The organism is Sphingomonas sp. BK481 (assembly GCF_014194875.1).
GTDB classification, from domain to species: Bacteria; Pseudomonadota; Alphaproteobacteria; order Sphingomonadales; family Sphingomonadaceae; genus Sphingomonas; species Sphingomonas aerolata.
The window spans coordinates 92164-109384 of the sequence record NZ_JACIAP010000010.1; the positions used below are offsets into that span (position 1 = coordinate 92164).

Below are 17221 nucleotides of genomic sequence, written 5' to 3' on the forward strand. Positions count from 1 at the left end.
CCTTCGAGGGCCGGTCTCTAGTTCCAAGTGGATGAAGAAACGGGGGTCACGTCACGTCTTTAATGGCATGTCAGTGTTTGGCGTCGCCAAAGAGGGCGAGAAGATCCCCATAGGCGCCATCGTCGTGGACGATGCACATGCATGCCTGCGCACTCTTGAGCGGCAATTCCGGCTAACGATCCCGTCCAGCCATCCCGTTTACGAATGGGCTCTCAACAGGTTCGAGGAGGCAATCAACCAACAAAGCCCACGCAGCCTCAAACGGATTAAAGCTAACGATCACAGCGATTACGTTGAGGTGCCCTACTGGGCGCTCAAAGATGCTGCAGATGAACTACTGACAGAGTTAGTCAACGCCGAGAGCGAAAAGCCCTTCAAATACGTCGTCCCATTCCTTGGCGAAGGCCTCGCGCTCTGCCGGGTGATAATAGGCGGCCAAGAGATGGAGATTTCTGCCGTCTATCCCTGGGCAGACCTGGTCAACCCCTTTAGGCGTGCCAAACGGCGCATCTACATGACCGCGACGCTCTCTGATGACACTATCCTAGCCACTCACTTTGGAGCAGACCCTGACGTTCTGGAGGTGGCGGTAACCACGCCTTCCGCGACAATGGGCGAGCGGATGATTTTGATGCCGCAACAGCTCAACAAGGACATAACGTTCAACGACGTCAGCGGTATGTTGAAGGAGCTTTCAAAGGAGCATAACGTCGTCGTTATTGTTCCATCGAAAGCAGCTTCTGAGGAATGGGCTAACCACGCCGACCAAATATTGATGGGCGATGATGTTGCTGACGGTGTCGCGAAGCTCAGGCAATCGCACGTCGGTATGACGGTGCTTGTGAACAGATATGACGGCATCGATCTCCCGGACGACGCGTGCCGCGTTCTCGCTATTGTAGGTCTGCCAGAGGCTGCATCGCTGGTAGAACGCGCGGACATGACAGTGCTGAGCGCGTCCGGTGTCACTCTGCACCGGCAGGTGCAGCGGATAGAGCAAGGCATGGGTCGTGGCGTGAGATCAATTGACGACTTTTGCGCCGTCATCCTGTTCGGCTCGAAGTTGACGGAGAGGCTTCTTTCTGCGGACGGAAAGGCGATGCTTACCGCCGCGACGAGTGCGCAGCTCGACCTTTCTCTAAAACTCGCGAAACAGGTCGAGAAGGCGGCGGGCGGGACAATCGATATCGGAAAGGTCGCTCAAGTCGTCGACCACTGTCTGAGCAGGCACGACGGGTGGCGAAAATCAGCGCGGTCGGCACTGCTGAAAGCCGAGGGATCAAATGAATTGCGCTTTGACCGCACGCAGGTGACCCTGCGATCCGCAATCGACTTGGCTCGAGATGGCGATACGAGGGGAGCAGTCGCAACGCTGCAACCTGTGGTGACCTCAGCAACGGACGATGACAATAAGGCCTGGTTGATGAGCCGCCTTGCGCAGCTTACGCACTTTCACGATCGGGCAGAGGCGCAGAAAATAACCAAGGCGGCCTACGCTTTGAACCGGAGCGTAACCCGCCCACTCGAAGCGCTTAGCTATGAACGCCTCTCAACAGTGAACGAAGCTCAGGCTGTGTCTGCAATACGTTACCTGCGGACCCGCCGTCTTGAGCATCAGGATCGGATCTTTTTCGCGACGGACGTCAAGGAGGATCTTGCCTTTAAGCGCGTGCCTTACAAACGTTTTGAGGAGGCTGTGCGTCAGCTTGGTCTAGCAATCGGGATGCTCTCGCAGCGGCCAGAGGAGGACTATCAGGAAGGTCCGGATAATCTCTGGCGGCTACCAGGGAGGGAGTTTCTGGTCATAGAATGCAAAAATGAGGCTGGATCCGAGGAAGGCATAAAAAAGCGCGACCTCGGCCAACTCGGCCAATCAATCGAGTGGTTCAAAGACCGATATGGGGATACCGAGCCATTTATCCCGATTATCATTCATCCACTCTCGTATGTAGGGCCGCAGGCCACTGCTATACCGGATTGCCGGGTCATAGATGGGCACCGGCTTCGGCTACTTAGAGATAGCTTTTTGGACTTCGTTAAAGCGGCGAATGAGGAGGTTCTTGGAGACCCCGCGGCCGTACATCAACAACTCGCCACACATAACCTGACAGCAGATCGCTTTATAGACGCGTTTACCGTACCACTTGCATAGGCGTAAATCGATGAGGCGGAGTGTCTGTAGCCCCGCCTAGAACCGATATGACGTTTCGGAGTTAGGGCTGGAAGTGCCTATTTTAGCAGACGGTCAGCACGGTAATTTAAGGCAGCGCTTCCTCGGTCGCGCTGTAAAGGTCCTGCGCCTTTCGCTTCCAGTCGTCACACTGCTAATACCTCCCTATATATTATTTGTGGGAGAATCATCCCAGCTTTCGTTGTTCAATGAGTTTGGCCTGCCATCCGGCTTGCAGGACCAGACTGCGGCTGGCGATTTCATAGCCGGAATAGTCGCTATCCTGAACGCCTCCGCGACAGCGATCTTTCTGGCGGTTACCTTGATATGCATATTAGGCGGCGCTGTAAGCATGACCTGCCTAGCGATCATCGATAGAATACGATGGATCGATCGGAAGGTTGGTCATCGCGTAAGGGCGGTCAGCCGAGCAGGCATGAACGGTATGAAGGCAGCAGGCTGCTTTGGACCTATTATAATTGGGTCCGGCCCCTTTGTTGCCATGATCGTCTTCGGTATCCTGTACGGTCTTTTCTTTGCATCAGGTACAGTCCTCTCGGTTGGTTACGAAGAGGGCATGCGGCTCGCGAAGGAAGCAAAATCGAGTGCCTTGATTTGCGCTGGCCTAAAGAGACCAGCGGCGAATGGCGGCAGAACAGATTGCGTATCAATTATTACGAGCGGCGGATCGAGGATTTCTGGTTATCCAATGCCGACGGATCAGCAAATCATTGTCATAGATCAATCGGGGAATGCCAATTGGGTGAAGAGCGACGACGGCCTCACTGTGATGAAGACCACTATTCAACATCCGCATCCGCAGCCTACCAAGCCGAAGCCTCATAAATCCCCATAACGGTGCCGCATAAAAGGCAAAGTCGGCGCGGCCGCTTGCAAGTGCAGCGCTATTCTAAGCGCATGAGTTGCGCCGGATACGGAGATACAAGTGGCTCTAACTCGTTCCAGGGGCCAGTGAGCCATCGAGCATAATCGTCGTCATGCAGAATGACAGGCATTGCCTTGGGGTGTATAGGCGAGACTAGGAAGTTGGGCTCAGTAGTAAGAAAACTATAAGCATTCCCGCGCTCCGTCGGTCTCCAAATTCCGGCAAAGGCGAAGACAGGTCGGCTGGGCACGTCGAACCAGTGCAGCGGCTTCTTGCCGTCCTCACCAGGCGCGAGTCCATATTCAGAGAACGACGTAACCGGCACGAGACAACGCCGAGCCGGGGTGGTCAGCATCGACCGCCAGAAGCTGGAACTGAGATTGCGCACGTTGGTCACGTACTTCGTCAGCTTTACCGTCGGATCACGCTTACTCGGCACCTGCGTCGGCACGCCCCACTCCATGCGCTCGAGCCTGCGATCGTCGCCATCCTGCACAACGACAGCGCCATAGAACGGCGTCTTCTTCCCCGTCGGGAAGATATCGCCAATTGGAAACGTCTCCTCCACCTCATAGGGGGTGCGGATGCCGAACGTCGCAGCCACCTCGGCCTGCTTCGCCGTTAATCGATACCGATTACACATCAGCGCCTCCTATCGGCGCCGGCGACGATCGCCGGCGCTTGTTCGTCAGAGCTTGTCCTTCAGACCCTTCGCGGCGGTAAACGACACCTTCTTCGACGCCGCGATCGTCATGGCTTCGCCGGTCGCCGGGTTGCGGCCCTGCCGCTCGGGCCGATCCTTGACGGCAAACTTGCCGAAACCAGGGATCGAGACTTCATCGCCCTTCGCTGCAGCGTCCGCGATCTGATCGAAAACCGCCGTGATCGCCTTCTTGGCGTCGGCTTCGCTCGATCCCGTCGACGTGGCGACGCCCTTGGCCAGCTCGCTGATGTTCATGCTATTCATGCTCCCTAGAAAAACGAGCGGAATCCTTACTCATGACGAGCGACGACACAAAGACCGTACTGGATGAGGCGAACGCCCGAGCGGTTGCGCTGATGCTCGACAAGCTCGAGGACCACGATGTTACCGTGATCTATGAGGCAGTCGGCGGGATAGGGCCGATCGCTGACATCGCGGCTGACGCCATGAAGAACCGAAACATTGACCTCTAACTTGCAGCGTGTCGCTCGCGGGTGATGCGCGGATCCTCATACAGGTCCCGCATCGCCCGCAGCCGAAACCCATTCCACCAGCGCTGCCAGCGGTGCTCGGCCGCATCGTGGATCATGTGGCAGCGTTGACAGAGCGCTCGCAGGTTAGCCGGGGCGCTGTTGCTCGGATCATGATCGAGGTGCGCGCATGCCAGCACGACATAGGTCGTCCGGACGCTCGCCAGCGTAAAGCCGCCCTTCATCGAAACCCGCTTGCCCTGGTCTGACCGCCAACACCTCGCATCGGCATCCCACCAGCGTCCATCGCCAAGGTGAGCGACCCGCCGAAGGTGCGGCCGACCGCATTGCTCGCAGCGCCTGCCGGCGCGGTCGAACCGGATCGTGCCTGACAGCTGCTGCCAGTCGATCGGGTAAAGCCAACGGTTTTCGGCGCGGATCGGCATCGCATTTCTATGAGTCACGCGACCAGCCTTGGAAAGCTGATTTTCGCCGTTTGTTTTCACACCGTTTTGCAGGTGTTCCACCGCGAAACGATGAACCGAGAGGATCGAGGCTTGACCAATAGAGCTCGGTAACGGAACATAAAGGGAACGAGTAGAGTCTAACCCTTATGCCCGCCGCCCTTGATTCATCAGCGCCGACCATAGCGCATCTTCGGACGATCGCCACACCCGCGACCGACTTCCGCATCATGCCTTTCGGTGTCGATGCGATCGACGGGCGGCTCGGGGCAGGGGGCCTTCGCGCGGGCGCGCTACACGAGGCGACGGCACAGAGTGCCACGATGGTCGACGACGCGGCGACGACCCTCTTCCTCGCCAGCATCGCCGCGCGCGAAGCTGCTGCGACAGGCGGGCCGGTGTTGTGGGCGAGCTGCCGCGCTGACCTGTATGCGCCGGCGCTGGAGCAGATCGGCTTACCCAGCGCAGCCGTGATCCATGCCCAACCGCGCGATGACGCGGCCCTTCTGGCGGTGATCGAGGATACGGTGCGCGACGGTACACCGTCTGCCATCGTCGCGGAGGCGAGCAAAGTCTCCATGGTCGCCACCCGCCGCCTGCAGTTGGTCGCGGCCGAGGCTGACATGCCGGTCCTGCTTTTGCGCCGTCGACGCGGACTCAACGAGGATCCGCTTGCCGAACCATCCGCGGCCTGGACCCGCTGGCGGATCGGCACCACACCGTCCGAGCGGCTTGAGGTCGCGGGTGTAGGAAGGGCGAGATGGACGGTGGAATGCGCTCGCCAGCGTGGTGGTGAGGGCTTCTCCCTGATTGTGGAGGGCAGCGATGAGACGGGTCGTCTCGCTGTTCCTGCCGGACTTGGCCATCGAGCGGCTGAGACGGTTGGAACGGTCCGCTTCGCGGCAGCCTGAACGGCTTGTCCTCGAGCTGCCGGTAGATGACGACCCCGGCGCCTGTTCGGTGCCGCGGGGCGGCGGTTGGCGGCCAGGTGCGCGGTGGGCACGCGAGGGCCTGCCGTCCCGCGTCGACGTCGAGACGCAGATCGCGGCGCTGCCAACACATGCGCAGCCGCCTATGCGCGAGCTCGGCCGGCGATCGGAGGCAGCAAGCCACCCCTATAAGACCGTGATCGCAGGGCATCCGGAGCCAAAAGCATCGCCGTTGGATATTAAAACCCATGGCTTTCCACCTCTGGCGCTTATCGGGAAGGCTGGCCGGCGCGAGGAGGTGGTTGCTGCCTGCGAAGGCGCACGGGCGCTTGGCATCCATCCCGGTATGGCTGCGACCCATGCGCGCGCGCTCGTATCGGATCTCGATTTCCGTCCGGCCGAGCCGGAGGCTGATGCTGCACTCCTCGACCGCTTGGCGCTGTTCGCGGTTCGGCGCTGGTCTCCGATTGCTGCTGTCACGCCCGCCGATGGGCTCTGGATCGACCTTGCTGGCTGCGCGCATCTGCATGGTGGTGAGGAGCGGTTCTGCAGGCGGCTGATCGCCTTCTGCCGTCGTGCCGGCTTTACCGCACGCGTGGCCGTCGCTGATACGGCAGGGGCGGCCCATGCCCTCGCTCGCTTCGGCCGCAGCGAGCTGACCCGCGTCGAGCCGGGTGCAACCGCCAGTGCGATCTCGCCGCTGCCGATCGTCGCATTGCGCCTGGCGCCGAGCGCCATCAGCGCGGCCAAACGCTTCGGCTTCGAGACGATAGCGGATCTGCTGCCGGTCGCGCGCGGACCGCTGGCGCGTCGGCTCGGCCTGCCGGCGATCACGCGTCTGGACCAGGCGCTCGGCGCCGTGGCCGAGCCAATCACCCCGCGCGAGGATGCCGAAGTTCCGATCGTCGAACGTCGCCTCCTTGAGCCGATCGGCACAGCTGAGGCGATCGAACAGGTTATGGGCGACCTGCTGAACGATCTAGCGCAGGTCCTGGAGGCGCGAGGCTTGGGCGCACGGGCACTCCGCCTCACGGCCGTGCGCGTCGACGGCACGGAACAGGTCGTGGGTGTCGGCACGTCGCGGCCGACGCGCGAGGTATCGCACCTTCTCAGGCTCCTGAAGCTCAGGATCGAGCGGATCGACCCTGGCATGGGTCTCGAGCAATTCTGGCTGGTCGCGCCGCATACCGAACCGTTGGATGCGGTCGACCTTGGCGCGGTCCTCGCCGGCGAGACGCTGGTGCGGGACCCGGCGCGCCTCGTCGACGTCATCGCCGGCAGGATTGGAGGCTATGCCGTCTACCGGCTTGCGCCCGTCGAAAGCCATGTGCCGGAGCGGGCCGTCACCCGCTCCGACCCGGTGGAGATGCCAGGATCATGGCCGGCATGGAAGCGCCCGATCCGCCTCTTTGCCCGGCCTGAACCGCTGGCGCGCGTGATGGCGCTGATGCCGGACCAGCCACCGCGTCGGTTCGAGTGGCGGGGCAAGACCTACAAGATCGTTGCCGGCGACGGCCCCGAGCGCGTGCACGGCGAGTGGTGGCGCCGCGATGCCGAGGTGTGGGCGGTGCGGGACTATTACCGTGTCGAGGACGATGCGGGCGGCCGCTACTGGGTCTTCCGCCGCGGTGACGGTTTCGAGGAAGATACGGGCGACCTGTCCTGGTGGATGCACGGGGTCTTCGGATGACCCACTATGTCGAGCTACAGGTGCTCACCCATTTTTCGCTCCTGCGCGGCGCGTCGTCGCCGGAGGAGCTGTTCGCGGCCGCGGCGCTGCTCGGCTACCCGGCGATCGGCGTCAGCGACATCGGCACCGTTGGGGGTGTCGTACGGGCATGGGAGGCGCAGAAAGCCACAGGCGTCCGCTCGATCGCGGGCACGCGCGTCGATCTGTCCTGCGGCCGGCGCCTGCTGCTCTATCCGACCGACCGGCCCGCCTGGTCGAGGATCACGCGGCTGCTCACCGTCGGCAAGAAGCGGGCGGGCAAGGGCGGGTGCCTCCTCCACTGGCACGACCTCGAGCCGTGGTCCGAGGGTGTTGTCGCCATCCTGCTGCCGCACGAGGCGGACGAGGAGAACGTCGCCGCGCTGAAGGACCTGAAGGCTATCTACGGGCGTCGCGGCTATATGGCCCTGTTCCAGCGGCGTCGGCCGGGGGACGCGGTCCGCATCGATGCGCTGGCGCGACAGGCGGGCGGGGCAGGCGTCCGTGCCGTCGTGACAGGCGACGTCCTCTATCATGCGCCCGAGGCACGACTGCTGCAGGACGTCGTGACTGCAGTGCGCGAGAAATGCACCGTCGACGAGCTCGGCTATCGCCGGGAGGTGAACGCGGACCGGGCGCTCAAGTCGCCAGACGAGATGGTCCGGCGATTCCGCGCCTATCCGGACGCGCTACAGGCCAGCGTCGACATTGCGCGCATCTGCACTTTCGACCTTGGCGAGCTGGCCTATCAGTACCCGCACGAGCGCCTGATCGAAGGGCTGTCAGCGCAAGAAGCCTTGGAGAAGCTGGCGACCGAAGCGGTCGAGCGGATGTTCGACGGCAACGTGCCGGAGGCCTACACGACGCAGATCGCGCATGAGATGCGGCTGATCGGCGAGCTAGGCTACGCACCGTACTTCCTCACCGTGTACGCCATCGTGCGCGAGGCGCGTCGGCGCGGGATCCTCTGCCAAGGCCGCGGCTCGGCCGCAAACAGCTGCGTGTGCTTCGTGCTCGGCGTCACCTCGATCGATCCGATCAAGCATGAGCTGCTGTTCGAGCGCTTCGTGTCGGGGGAGCGCCGCGAACCGCCCGACATCGACGTCGACTTCGAGCATGAGCGCCGCGAGGAGATCATCCAGTGGATCTATGAGACATACGGTCGCAACCACTCCGCGCTGACGGCGGTCGTGACGCGATACCGCGCGCGCGGCGCGGTGCGCGACGTCGGCAAGGCGCTTGGGCTGCCTGAGGACCTGACCTCCTCGCTCGCCGGCCTTGTGTGGGGCTGGTCGGCCGAAGGCGTCGGCGAGAAGCAGGTCGACGAGCTCAACCTCGACATCGCCGATCGCCGGCTGCGCCTGACGCTCGACCTCGCGCGCAAGCTGATCGGCGTGCCGCGTCACATGTCGCAGCACCCGGGCGGCTTCGTGCTGACCCATGATCGCCTTGACGACCTAGTGCCGATCGAGCCCGCTGCGATGGAGGATCGGCAGATCATCGAGTGGGACAAGGACGACATCGACTCCCTCAAGTTCATGAAGGTCGACGTCCTCGGCCTCGGCATGCTCGGCTGCATGAACCGGGCCTTCAACCTACTCGAACAGGACAAAGGCATTCGGGTTGGATTGGCCGACCTGCAGGACGATGACCCGGCCGTCTACGCCATGATCCAGAAGGCTGACACGCTCGGCACCTTCCAGATCGAGAGCCGCGCGCAGATGAGCATGCTGCCGCGCATGAAACCGCGCCGCTTCTATGACCTCGTGATCCAGGTCGCGATCGTGCGGCCGGGGCCGATCCAGGGTGACATGGTCCACCCGTACCTTCGCCGGCGTGAGGGGCTGGAACGGCCGGAGTACCCGCGCCCGGAGCTGCGCGCGGTGTTGGAAAAGACCCTCGGCGTTCCCCTGTTTCAGGAGCAAGCCATGAAGGTCGCCATCGTCGGCGCGGGCTTCACGCCGGCCGAGGCGGACCAGCTGCGCCGCGCCATGGCCACCTTCAAATTCACCGGCGGGGTCAGCCATTTCAGCGAGAAGCTGATCGAGGGCATGGTCGCACGCGGCTATCCCCGCGACTTCGCGGAGCGCACCTTCCGCCAGCTTGAGGGCTTCGGCTCCTACGGCTTCCCCGAGAGCCACGCCGCCAGCTTCGCCAAGATCTCCTATGCGAGCAGCTGGATGAAACACCATCATCCGGACGTGTTCTGCGCCGCGCTGATGAACGCGCAGCCCATGGGCTTCTACGCGCCCGCACAGATCGTCCGCGACGCGCGCGAGCACGGGGTCGAGGTGCGGCCACCTTGCGTCAATGCGAGCCGGTGGGATTGCACCCTCGAGCGAACAGGCGGGCGTTATTTGGCGGTGCGGCTTGGCCTGCGAGTAATCCGCGGCCTATCGAACGCTGACGGAGCGAAAATCGTCTCGGCGCGCAGCACCACCGCATATGACTGCGTCGAGGACGTGTGGCGCCGATCCGGCGCGCAGCGTGCCGCGATCGAGAAGCTGGCGGACGGCGATGCCTTTCACAGCTTCGGTGCCGATCGCCGGCAGGGTCTATGGAAGGTGAGGGGGCTCGGCGAGGCTCCGCTGCCGCTCTTTGCCGCGGCTGACCGCGCGGCCGAGACACTGAGCGCGGAAGGCATTGAGCCAGAGGTGCAGCTGCGGGCGCTGACTGATGGCCGTGAGGTGATCGAGGATTATCGCAACCTGCAATTGTCGCTCCGTGCTCATCCGCTGACGTTCGTGCGTGACGAGCTGACACGTCGCGGCGTGACGCGCTGCGCGGATCTCGCCAGCGTCCGCGACGGCCGCCATGTCGAAGTCGCGGGCATCATCCTTGTGCGTCAGAAGCCCGGTTCCGCGAAGGGTGTGCTGTTCATAACGATCGAGGACGAGACCGGAATCGCCAACGGCATACTTTGGCCCGACCGCTTCGAGGCGCAGCGCCGAACCGTAATGTCGGCCTCCATGGTCGGTCTAAAGGGGCGCGTGCAGAAGGAAGGCGAGGTGATCCACGTCATCTGCGACCGGATCGTCGACCATGGCGACCTGCTCCACCGTGTCGGAGATATGTCCTTCCCGCACCGCACCGGGCGCGGCGATGCGGGCCAACATCCAGGCTCACCGGATCGCGGGGACAAGGGATGGCAGCCCGAGCCGCGCAACCAATACTGGCCGCCCCATGCGGACGGTAAGGATCCTGAGGAGGTCGCGCGCTTCAAATCGCACGACTTCCACTAATCCGTGTCGACGCTGCCTCGGCACCAGCGCGTGGTGATCGCGCTGTCGGTGCACATCCTGCGTGCCGGCGTGGCCAGGTGTTCGGAGACGACCGTCGACGGCATGGAAGTCCGTCTCGCGCTACGCTGTCTTCTACCCCACTGCCCTGAACGTTGGCCCCTCGAGCTCTATTGGGATGCAGCATCCCAGACGAACGAAATTGGCAGAGCCCAAGGCGTGACGGCCGCGTTTAACGGGATCGTTCGCCAGCTTCGCAAGGCGGGACGGTATGAGGACGTGTCACCGCTGTGAGCAAACGGCCGACGATCGAGGCACCGTACAAAACGCTCGGTGAATGGGCGGCCGATCGCGCCGACATGCGGATTGCATGCGTCTGCGGTCGGAGCATGAACATGCCGGCAGGCCAAATCCTCGAACGGTTTCATGGCGACGGCGACGTGGCATCCAAGGTCATTCGGTTGCGATGCCGAGGATGCGGTCGCCGCGGCCATGCTTCTGTATCGTCGGTGCCGATCCTGCGCCGCTAAGGCATCAGGCGTCGCCAACGGTCAGTGCAGACCTTCCGCCGTCGGCCTTTCCGGCCATGCCGGGCACCTCATCAAGCTGACGAAGATCGGTGAACTTGCCGCGCTCCTCACGGTAGCGCACAATCTCGAAACCATGGCCTTTGAGCTCGGGAACAGCATCCAGCTGCTCGGCCGTCGCAGTGTTTACGTTGACGAGAGATGCGTCGCTCATGGTCATCCTTTTCGTTTGCCGGTAGCAAACCGATAGGAGCCCCTCCCGGTTCAGACTGCCGCAGAACGGCGAGAAAGGGTGACCAATGGCCAACCATGACGCTCCGGAAGACACGAACGATATTCGGGCGCTGCTCGCCCATTTACTCGCTGGCGTCACTGGCAAGCCCGAAGCGCACTGGGAAAAGCTGATAGGCGAGGTGACGGCTTTGCCCATCGTATTCAATCCCCGGTCAAATTGGAGGATTGATCAGAGCGGCACGATGAAGGAGATCGACGCCATTGCGAAAGCCGCAGAGGTTGTGCGCCAGGCACATCCCTACGTCCCGTCACCGAAAACCTTGACCTAGTCGCCGAAGATTTCGGCAATCGGTCGACTGAAAAGGCGTGCAATCTGGAACGCGCTAGACAACGATGGATCGTGCTTCCCCGTTTCGATCGCGTTGACCGCTTGCCGTGAGATCTGAAGCCTTTCAGCGAGCTGTGCTTGGCTCCAACCACGCTCTTTGCGGAGGACCTTCAGCCTGTTGCAAAGACCCGCCACGGCTTAGAAGGTGACAACAACGGCTTGGCGGACGAGCCGCTGAGCGCTTGGTGAGGTTGACCGGGCACCTGGCGAGCGTTGTGTTGGTCGTGGCGCACTCACCATCTGAGCGACTGAGCTATAACTGACAGGGTGGATGCCGTCTTGTGTACGAAAGGCGTCCAGGTGCACGACCGTATCGCCGAAGGTCACGGCAACAGTCCTGACGATCGCTGAGGCAGCCGGGTTATACGGCGCGATCCAAACGACCCGGGACGCAGTGGTTCTACGCCGGATGACGTCCAGATTTCGAAGAAGCTTAGGGCTGCGCGGATCGTTCGAACCGAGAGCTATGACAACGAGGCTGGCAGACAACGTCTCAGGGGAGAACCGCAGCGCGTCACTGGAAGATGCGCCAACACGAGCGCGCGTCTCGCACTGAATGCCCGACATCGCCAACGCTGCGGCGGTGCCAACTGCGGTGCTGTCACCGAGGATCAGGCAGAATGGGATCATTTGTGACCCAGCAGGGCCAGTACGATAGCGAGCGACATGACGAACAGGGAAAGCCAGATGGCGATCTGCCCGTAGATGTGGAGTACCACACCTACCCAGGAGTGCCGCTTTCGAAGCAAGATGCCGCTGCCGACGGCGATGAAGAAGGCGATGGTCGTAGGCATCGTTATCGATGGTGATCTATTCAACCATGCCTCTGCCAACGGGAAGAGTCCGATCATCATAACCAGGAGCCAAGAAAACCCTAGCAGCGCACCGTCAAACACCTGTCGCGCTGACGGGTTTTCGTTATGAACTCCGGTGCGGCGAACGCCTTGATGGCCATTAACAAACGCTGTATCCTTGCGGCGGGAGCAATGTGCCATGGCCTACGACCTCACCCAGTACCTGATTACGCGAGACCAGAGCGGCTCTGGCGGCGTGATCGCGACGCCGGCGTCTGAAATCCCGGCTGTTGAAGCTCCGGCTGCGGATGCACCACGAAGCCATCAGCTTGCCTATTTGGCAGTCTACGGTGCATGTTTCGTCGGCCTCCTTCTTTGGTTCTGGAGTTAGGCTTCACTTCCTCAGCGAGGGGTCGACGAAGAAGCCCTTTCCAAGCTTTTCGTCGATCTCTGCCTTCACGGGCTGCGCAGCCATAACGGTAGAAGAGCGCTGCGCCGTAGCCAGACTACGCGCATCCTGCACCTTGCCCGACCCTGCCTCAATCGCCTCGGCCGCAGCGACGGGTGCGGCTGACTGCCCAGGGCCGCCAGCATCTATCAGGCCGCCGGGCTTATACATCTTCTCTATGGCTCCTGCGCCGGCCAGCGCCGGACCACTCAGCTCATGCGGGTCATTTAGATGGAGCTGGCCCTGTACCTCGTTGAACATACCTTCCTGACGTTCAGAAAGGAACTTCGCGATCAAGGTATCGCGCACCTGCCGGCGATGACCGGTCAGGCCAACTTCATGAAGCCCAGGCGCATCAAGCCCACCGGCTTTCTGGCTCTCGCGGGCGTACCAATCACCAAGCTCAGCACTGAGGTTGGTGCTCATCTGCATGCTATGCGTTTCGGCATAGCTGATATCTTGGGAGAGCTGCTGTGCCCTCTCACGCGACTGGCGCGCGCGCTCCTCGAACGAATGCGCCCGGGCAAGGGCCTCTTCGCGCGAAAGCGACGAACTGCGACTGGTGCTGCCGCGAGCGAACGTCCCGGAGCGGTTTGTGTCGGTATCGCCGATGCTTGCGCCGTTGGCGACAGTGGTGTCGTCGCGGACGCTCTGCGTCGTCGAATTGCGATCATCAGTGCCGCGAGATTGATCCGCGTTGTGACTGAGGCGGTCGCCTTGGATCCCGGTCTTGGAGACCTCTCCACCAATCGAGGGAAGAGCACCAACGGCACGACCGAGCAATCCGCCGCGGCCCGTCGTTGGAGTGTTGGCGCCTGCCCCTTCCGGAGCAGGACTGGAACGGCGACCGCCACCCCCGCCGATGCTGGCTCCGATCGTGCCACGAACAGTGTCGATTGTCTCAGCGCTACGATTGTTGCCGTCGGTAAGCCGCCTCGATTGCGTAATGGCGCTTTGATCCTCGAGGCCGGTAGATGTGCCCTGACTGTTACGGACGCTCCGGTCGACCGTCGCAGTATGCTGCGAGGTTGATCCCGTTTCCCAGCCTCGGATTTGCTCGGCAGAAACCCCGGTGGCCCAACGACCCGTCTGGCTATATGTCGTCAACGCCGCTGCAGAGGCCTCGTCACTTTCAGCAGATCGGTCATAGGCGCTCTTCGTGGTCTTCATATCCGAAAGGAAGCCCGCATTGAGGGTCGGCGTGCTCTCAAATCGACTAATTGCCCCGTTTGTATCAATTACGGAGTGGCCGTTGCCATAGCTGCTTGCGGTGGCACCATTGTCAAATCGGAAGCTCGAACCGGCAGCACCCGACGAAAACATGGGTGTGTCTTGCCAATTGTTGCTTTGACGCATGTTCGATGTCGAGTTGGCGAAGCTCGTGTTGCCATAAGAATAGTTGCCGGTCGTCTGCTCGGCCGCAGCCGCTTCAGCTGCGTTCTGAGCCGGGTTGAGGACCGATGTCGCCTGACCCGAGATACTCATCGCGCCCTTGGCGAGACCCGCCGCGAGGAAGGGCACACTCATCAGCATGAAGCCGGCGATCGTGGCCGTCTCGGCATTGACGGCGCCGATGCCCGCGAACGTGCCTAGCGACATACCTCCTTCCGCTGCGCCCTGGGCGGCACTGGTGGCGCGCGTCATGCAGATCATGTGGAGGATGACGTACAGCGGCCCCCAAGACGCGAGGTAGAAGAACCCGGTCAGATAGCCCTTGAGCGCCCCGACCCCCGTTTGAGGCATCAGGAAGAGCGGGAAAATCACCGGGAACATCGCGTAGAACACGACCGTGAGCACGATGTTGAGGATCGGAACCCAGCTCATCGCCTGTTGGGCGATCGAGTTGTACGTGTTGCGCGCCTGAATGTCCGCCCGCGTCGTGGCGAAGGTATCGATCGACGCCGCGCCCGGACCGCCGGCCATCCCGTCGCGAGCCTGCATGAACGCGTTGATCGCCGTGTTCTGCCGCATCACGGCTTCGTAGTTGGCGCTCGAGGCGGTGAAGGCCTGATTGACGATCGGAACATCGGCACGAAGCTTAGCCGAGGCGACGGCGGTCGAGAGTTTGGGGAAGGCCTGCTTCGACCAGATCGGCGTGTGCGCCGCGATCATCGGCATCCATTGCTCTGAGAGCAGGTTGTAGGCGTTGTTGCACGTGATGATGTCGCTTGTCACCGACGCACCGTTGCGGCTGACCCAAGGCTGCGACCGGGCGACCGAACCCGGCCCCATCGCGCTCCATAGGTCCTTCGCGTTCGCCAAGTCGGTCATCGACTTCTGACCGAGCATGATGTCGCCGAACACGCAGTTCTTGAAATGCGCCGACAGGTTGGTCGCAAACTCGGCGTCGCGGATCTCGAAATTGCGCGTCGCGTCGAAAAGGCGCGCGCCATAGACCATGCCGTTGGTTGAGTAGTTCAGCTGGCTTGGCATCGTGAAGACCGTCTCGGCCGTGCGGGTGAGCCAGTCACCGACCTGACTGGTGAAGCTCGCGATCACGCCCAGCCCGAGGGGCACGTTGGCAACGGCGGCAGGGGCCAGCGACGGGTTGATGCGGTCGGTCACCTTCACCGACACGGTAGGGACCATCAAGCACATGTAGATGAGCGTCGAGCCAATGAACCAGTTCATCCAGACGCGGACGTTCATCGTGAAGGCGACGCACAGAAGCGAATAGATCAGGCCGAGGACCATGACGACGCGAAGGAGCGAACGGTAGCCGCCCCCTCCCGTCCACGCTGCGACGGCGTTGAACGTGTTGACGATGTATTCGCCACCGCCGATCGTGAAGACCTCGACCATGCCGTTCGTCCTTAGTTGAGGCCCTGCGCGCTCAGCCCGCGCGAGAAATTGAGCGAAGCGGCCATCGCCGGCGACATGCTGTTCTGCAGGGTCGATTCCAGCATCACGGATTTGTTGATGAGGAAGATCGTCTGATTGAGCTTGTCGTTCAGCTTGAAGTCGCGCTGCGAGTAGCGGTCACGTGCCGACGCCAGCTGCTCGCGCCATGCCTTGCTGACGTCGACGTCACCCGACTGGACCTGGACCGATGACTGGCTGATCCGATCGAGCATGTTGTCGATCATCGCCGAGAGCATGTTCACAGCGACGATCTCGGCAAGAGCGTTCGTCTCACCGGGATTAAAGCTCTGGTGTGCCATCGCTTGGACCGCGAGCATTTTGTAGAGCGGGATCGTCGTCATATTGAGGAGCTGCTGCTCCCCAACGTCGAGCGCGCTGTCGGTGCGGATCTTCGAGTTGATCGAGTCGATCATGCCCTTGATCTTCGTGCGAAGTCCGGTCGCGATCTGAAGATTCTGTTCGGTGACCTTGAGGCACTTCAGCTGCTCGTCGCACTTCAGAAACTTGACCGGTTGCCCGCCCGTGCCCGTACCATCGAGAAGGGCGGTGACGACCGCCTCCTCGGCAGGCCCATGAAAGACCACAGCCGGGCCGCCGTCATCGCCACCCTTCGGGTTGACGATGATCGTGCCGACGAGGGTCATCAGGTATTCCGAGAACGCCTGATCGAAGGTGCCGAACTTATTGGACTTCTGGATTGCGTCCCAGGTGTAGTTGCGCGGCGTGCCGGCCGCATTCTCCGCCACCTTGGGATCGGTGTTGGCGTCGATCGTCGACTCCTGCTTATTTCCCGGTCCGCACTCCTGACGGGACCGCGCCCAGTCGGAGAAGATACCTTGGCTGTTGCCGATCGCTGCGCAGACGTTGGACCGCGCTCCGGCCATCTTCGGCCATAGGCCCCCCACCAGGCCCTGCGCTGCCTCGCACGACGAGATGTTCATCTGGTTCATCTGCTGCGCCTTGTTGGCCATGCCATCCATGACCTTGCCGATTTCGGGCGAGACGCTGTCGATCGCGAGCTGGAACGCGAAGCCGAGCGCGTTGTTCGCGGTCGCCTTCAGCATAGCGACCATCTCGGCGCCGTTGATGAACGAGAAGGAGCCGGTGAAGATGTCGATGCCGCCACACCCGGCGCGCACGCTCGGCATCTGGAGATTGAGCGGCTGCACGCTCTTTTGCGGGAAGCGGGTCCAGACATTGCCCATCGAATAGTATCCGGCGCTCTGGCCCTGATATGCGCTGGGGCCAGTGACATTGGCGGCGCCGCCCGCGTCCTGGAAGAAGCTATTCATCTGCCCGGCGACGTCGGCACGCGCGATGTCGACCGGGATCATGCTCGCGGCCCCGAGGCACGCGACGACCGCGGCGGACCGCCGCAGGAAGACGCGGAAGGGGGAGG

17 protein-coding genes are annotated in these 17221 nt (G+C 62.1%); 9 read left to right on the forward strand and 8 right to left on the reverse strand.

Translation table 11 applies throughout. From position 1 onward, the window contains the following. The first annotated feature begins 67 nt into the window (after positions 1-67). Together FHY04_RS17370 and FHY04_RS17375 are read left to right on the forward strand one after the other, a co-directional pair. Positions 68-2152 carry a helicase C-terminal domain-containing protein gene (locus FHY04_RS17370; protein ID WP_183937297.1) on the forward strand — a complete coding sequence of 695 codons (2085 nt, stop codon included), beginning with the start codon at positions 68-70 and terminating at the stop codon, positions 2150-2152. Between the two features lie 73 nt (positions 2153-2225). Next, complete coding sequence (locus FHY04_RS17375; RefSeq protein ID WP_183937298.1) at positions 2226-3026, forward strand: hypothetical protein; 801 nt, start codon at positions 2226-2228, stop codon at positions 3024-3026. A gap of 49 nt (positions 3027-3075) precedes the next feature. On the opposite strand, the gene FHY04_RS17380 is transcribed toward FHY04_RS17375, so the two are convergent. Both FHY04_RS17380 and FHY04_RS17385 read right to left on the reverse strand, forming a co-directional pair. Then, on the reverse strand, positions 3076-3699 hold the full coding sequence (locus FHY04_RS17380) for an SOS response-associated peptidase (RefSeq protein WP_082731335.1): 624 nt from the start codon (positions 3697-3699) through the stop codon (positions 3076-3078). Positions 3700-3744: 45 nt separating this feature from the next. Continuing rightward, positions 3745-4014: an HU family DNA-binding protein gene (locus FHY04_RS17385; protein ID WP_066773491.1), complete on the reverse strand. Its 270-nt coding sequence runs from the start codon at positions 4012-4014 to the stop codon at positions 3745-3747. A 41-nt stretch (positions 4015-4055) separates the two neighbouring features. Here FHY04_RS17385 and FHY04_RS17390 point away from each other — a divergent pair, with 41 nt between their 5' ends. Then, complete coding sequence (locus FHY04_RS17390) at positions 4056-4232, forward strand: hypothetical protein (RefSeq protein WP_156442302.1); 177 nt, start codon at positions 4056-4058, stop codon at positions 4230-4232. Here FHY04_RS17390 and FHY04_RS17395 read toward each other — a convergent pair. Further along, positions 4229-4756 (reverse strand): hypothetical protein, encoded by a 528-nt coding sequence (locus tag FHY04_RS17395; RefSeq protein ID WP_242417103.1) that lies wholly within the window; start codon positions 4754-4756, stop codon positions 4229-4231. The genes FHY04_RS17390 and FHY04_RS17395 overlap by 4 nt on opposite strands. A gap of 86 nt (positions 4757-4842) precedes the next feature. Here FHY04_RS17395 and FHY04_RS17400 point away from each other — a divergent pair, with 86 nt between their 5' ends. The 4 genes from FHY04_RS17400 to FHY04_RS22315 are packed head-to-tail and all read left to right on the forward strand — an operon-like array spanning position 4843 to position 10863. Further along, positions 4843-5604, forward strand: coding sequence for an ImuA family protein (locus FHY04_RS17400; RefSeq protein WP_183937299.1), 762 nt, complete (start codon positions 4843-4845; stop codon positions 5602-5604). Continuing rightward, positions 5519-7312 carry a DNA polymerase Y family protein gene (locus FHY04_RS17405; RefSeq protein ID WP_242417102.1) on the forward strand — a complete coding sequence of 598 codons (1794 nt, stop codon included), beginning with the start codon at positions 5519-5521 and terminating at the stop codon, positions 7310-7312. Before FHY04_RS17400 ends, FHY04_RS17405 begins: the two co-directional genes overlap by 86 nt. Continuing rightward, positions 7309-10572 (forward strand): error-prone DNA polymerase, encoded by a 3264-nt coding sequence (locus FHY04_RS17410; protein ID WP_066773501.1) that lies wholly within the window; start codon positions 7309-7311, stop codon positions 10570-10572. Before FHY04_RS17405 ends, FHY04_RS17410 begins: the two co-directional genes overlap by 4 nt. 3 nt (positions 10573-10575) lie before the next feature. Next, positions 10576-10863, forward strand: a complete 288-nt coding sequence (locus tag FHY04_RS22315) for a hypothetical protein (RefSeq protein ID WP_058745473.1) — start codon at positions 10576-10578, stop codon at positions 10861-10863. Positions 10864-11103: 240 nt separating this feature from the next. On the opposite strand, the gene FHY04_RS17415 is transcribed toward FHY04_RS22315, so the two are convergent. Then, positions 11104-11310, reverse strand: coding sequence for a helix-hairpin-helix domain-containing protein (locus FHY04_RS17415; protein WP_066773553.1), 207 nt, complete (start codon positions 11308-11310; stop codon positions 11104-11106). 85 nt (positions 11311-11395) lie between these two features. Here FHY04_RS17415 and FHY04_RS17420 point away from each other — a divergent pair, with 85 nt between their 5' ends. Beyond that, entirely contained in the window at positions 11396-11659 is a 264-nt protein-coding gene (locus tag FHY04_RS17420) for a hypothetical protein (protein ID WP_066773505.1), read from the forward strand. On the opposite strand, the gene FHY04_RS17425 is transcribed toward FHY04_RS17420, so the two are convergent. Both FHY04_RS17425 and FHY04_RS17430 read right to left on the reverse strand, forming a co-directional pair. Continuing rightward, entirely contained in the window at positions 11656-11853 is a 198-nt protein-coding gene (locus FHY04_RS17425; protein ID WP_082731336.1) for a helix-turn-helix transcriptional regulator, read from the reverse strand. The genes FHY04_RS17420 and FHY04_RS17425 overlap by 4 nt on opposite strands. Before the next feature lie 491 nt (positions 11854-12344). Continuing rightward, on the reverse strand, positions 12345-12572 hold the full coding sequence (locus tag FHY04_RS17430) for a hypothetical protein (RefSeq protein WP_221211859.1): 228 nt from the start codon (positions 12570-12572) through the stop codon (positions 12345-12347). A gap of 139 nt (positions 12573-12711) precedes the next feature. Between FHY04_RS17430 and FHY04_RS17435 the strand changes: the two genes are divergently transcribed. Beyond that, positions 12712-12903 (forward strand): hypothetical protein, encoded by a 192-nt coding sequence (locus FHY04_RS17435; protein ID WP_156442303.1) that lies wholly within the window; start codon positions 12712-12714, stop codon positions 12901-12903. 3 nt (positions 12904-12906) lie between these two features. On the opposite strand, the gene FHY04_RS17440 is transcribed toward FHY04_RS17435, so the two are convergent. Beyond that, positions 12907-15762, reverse strand: a complete 2856-nt coding sequence (locus FHY04_RS17440; RefSeq protein ID WP_183937300.1) for a conjugal transfer protein TraG N-terminal domain-containing protein — start codon at positions 15760-15762, stop codon at positions 12907-12909. Between the two features lie 11 nt (positions 15763-15773). Next, complete coding sequence (locus FHY04_RS17445; protein WP_066773556.1) at positions 15774-17156, reverse strand: conjugal transfer protein TraH; 1383 nt, start codon at positions 17154-17156, stop codon at positions 15774-15776. Between the last annotated feature and the right edge of the window lie 65 nt (positions 17157-17221).

Coding starts and splice junctions, on each gene's coding strand:
- FHY04_RS17370 (WP_183937297.1), top strand. CDS start 68: ATGTCAGTGTTTGGCGTCGCCAAAGAGGGCGAGAAGATCCCCATAGGC.
- FHY04_RS17380 (WP_082731335.1), bottom strand. CDS start 3,699: ATGTGTAATCGGTATCGATTAACGGCGAAGCAGGCCGAGGTGGCTGCG.
- FHY04_RS17385 (WP_066773491.1), bottom strand. CDS start 4,014: ATGAACATCAGCGAGCTGGCCAAGGGCGTCGCCACGTCGACGGGATCG.
- FHY04_RS17390 (WP_156442302.1), top strand. CDS start 4,056: ATGACGAGCGACGACACAAAGACCGTACTGGATGAGGCGAACGCCCGA.
- FHY04_RS17400 (WP_183937299.1), top strand. CDS start 4,843: ATGCCCGCCGCCCTTGATTCATCAGCGCCGACCATAGCGCATCTTCGG.
- FHY04_RS17405 (WP_242417102.1), top strand. CDS start 5,519: ATGAGACGGGTCGTCTCGCTGTTCCTGCCGGACTTGGCCATCGAGCGG.
- FHY04_RS17410 (WP_066773501.1), top strand. CDS start 7,309: ATGACCCACTATGTCGAGCTACAGGTGCTCACCCATTTTTCGCTCCTG.
- FHY04_RS17415 (WP_066773553.1), bottom strand. CDS start 11,310: ATGAGCGACGCATCTCTCGTCAACGTAAACACTGCGACGGCCGAGCAG.
- FHY04_RS17420 (WP_066773505.1), top strand. CDS start 11,396: ATGGCCAACCATGACGCTCCGGAAGACACGAACGATATTCGGGCGCTG.
- FHY04_RS17430 (WP_221211859.1), bottom strand. CDS start 12,572: ATGATGATCGGACTCTTCCCGTTGGCAGAGGCATGGTTGAATAGATCA.
- FHY04_RS17435 (WP_156442303.1), top strand. CDS start 12,712: ATGGCCTACGACCTCACCCAGTACCTGATTACGCGAGACCAGAGCGGC.
- FHY04_RS17440 (WP_183937300.1), bottom strand. CDS start 15,762: ATGGTCGAGGTCTTCACGATCGGCGGTGGCGAATACATCGTCAACACG.
- FHY04_RS17445 (WP_066773556.1), bottom strand. CDS start 17,156: ATGATCCCGGTCGACATCGCGCGTGCCGACGTCGCCGGGCAGATGAAT.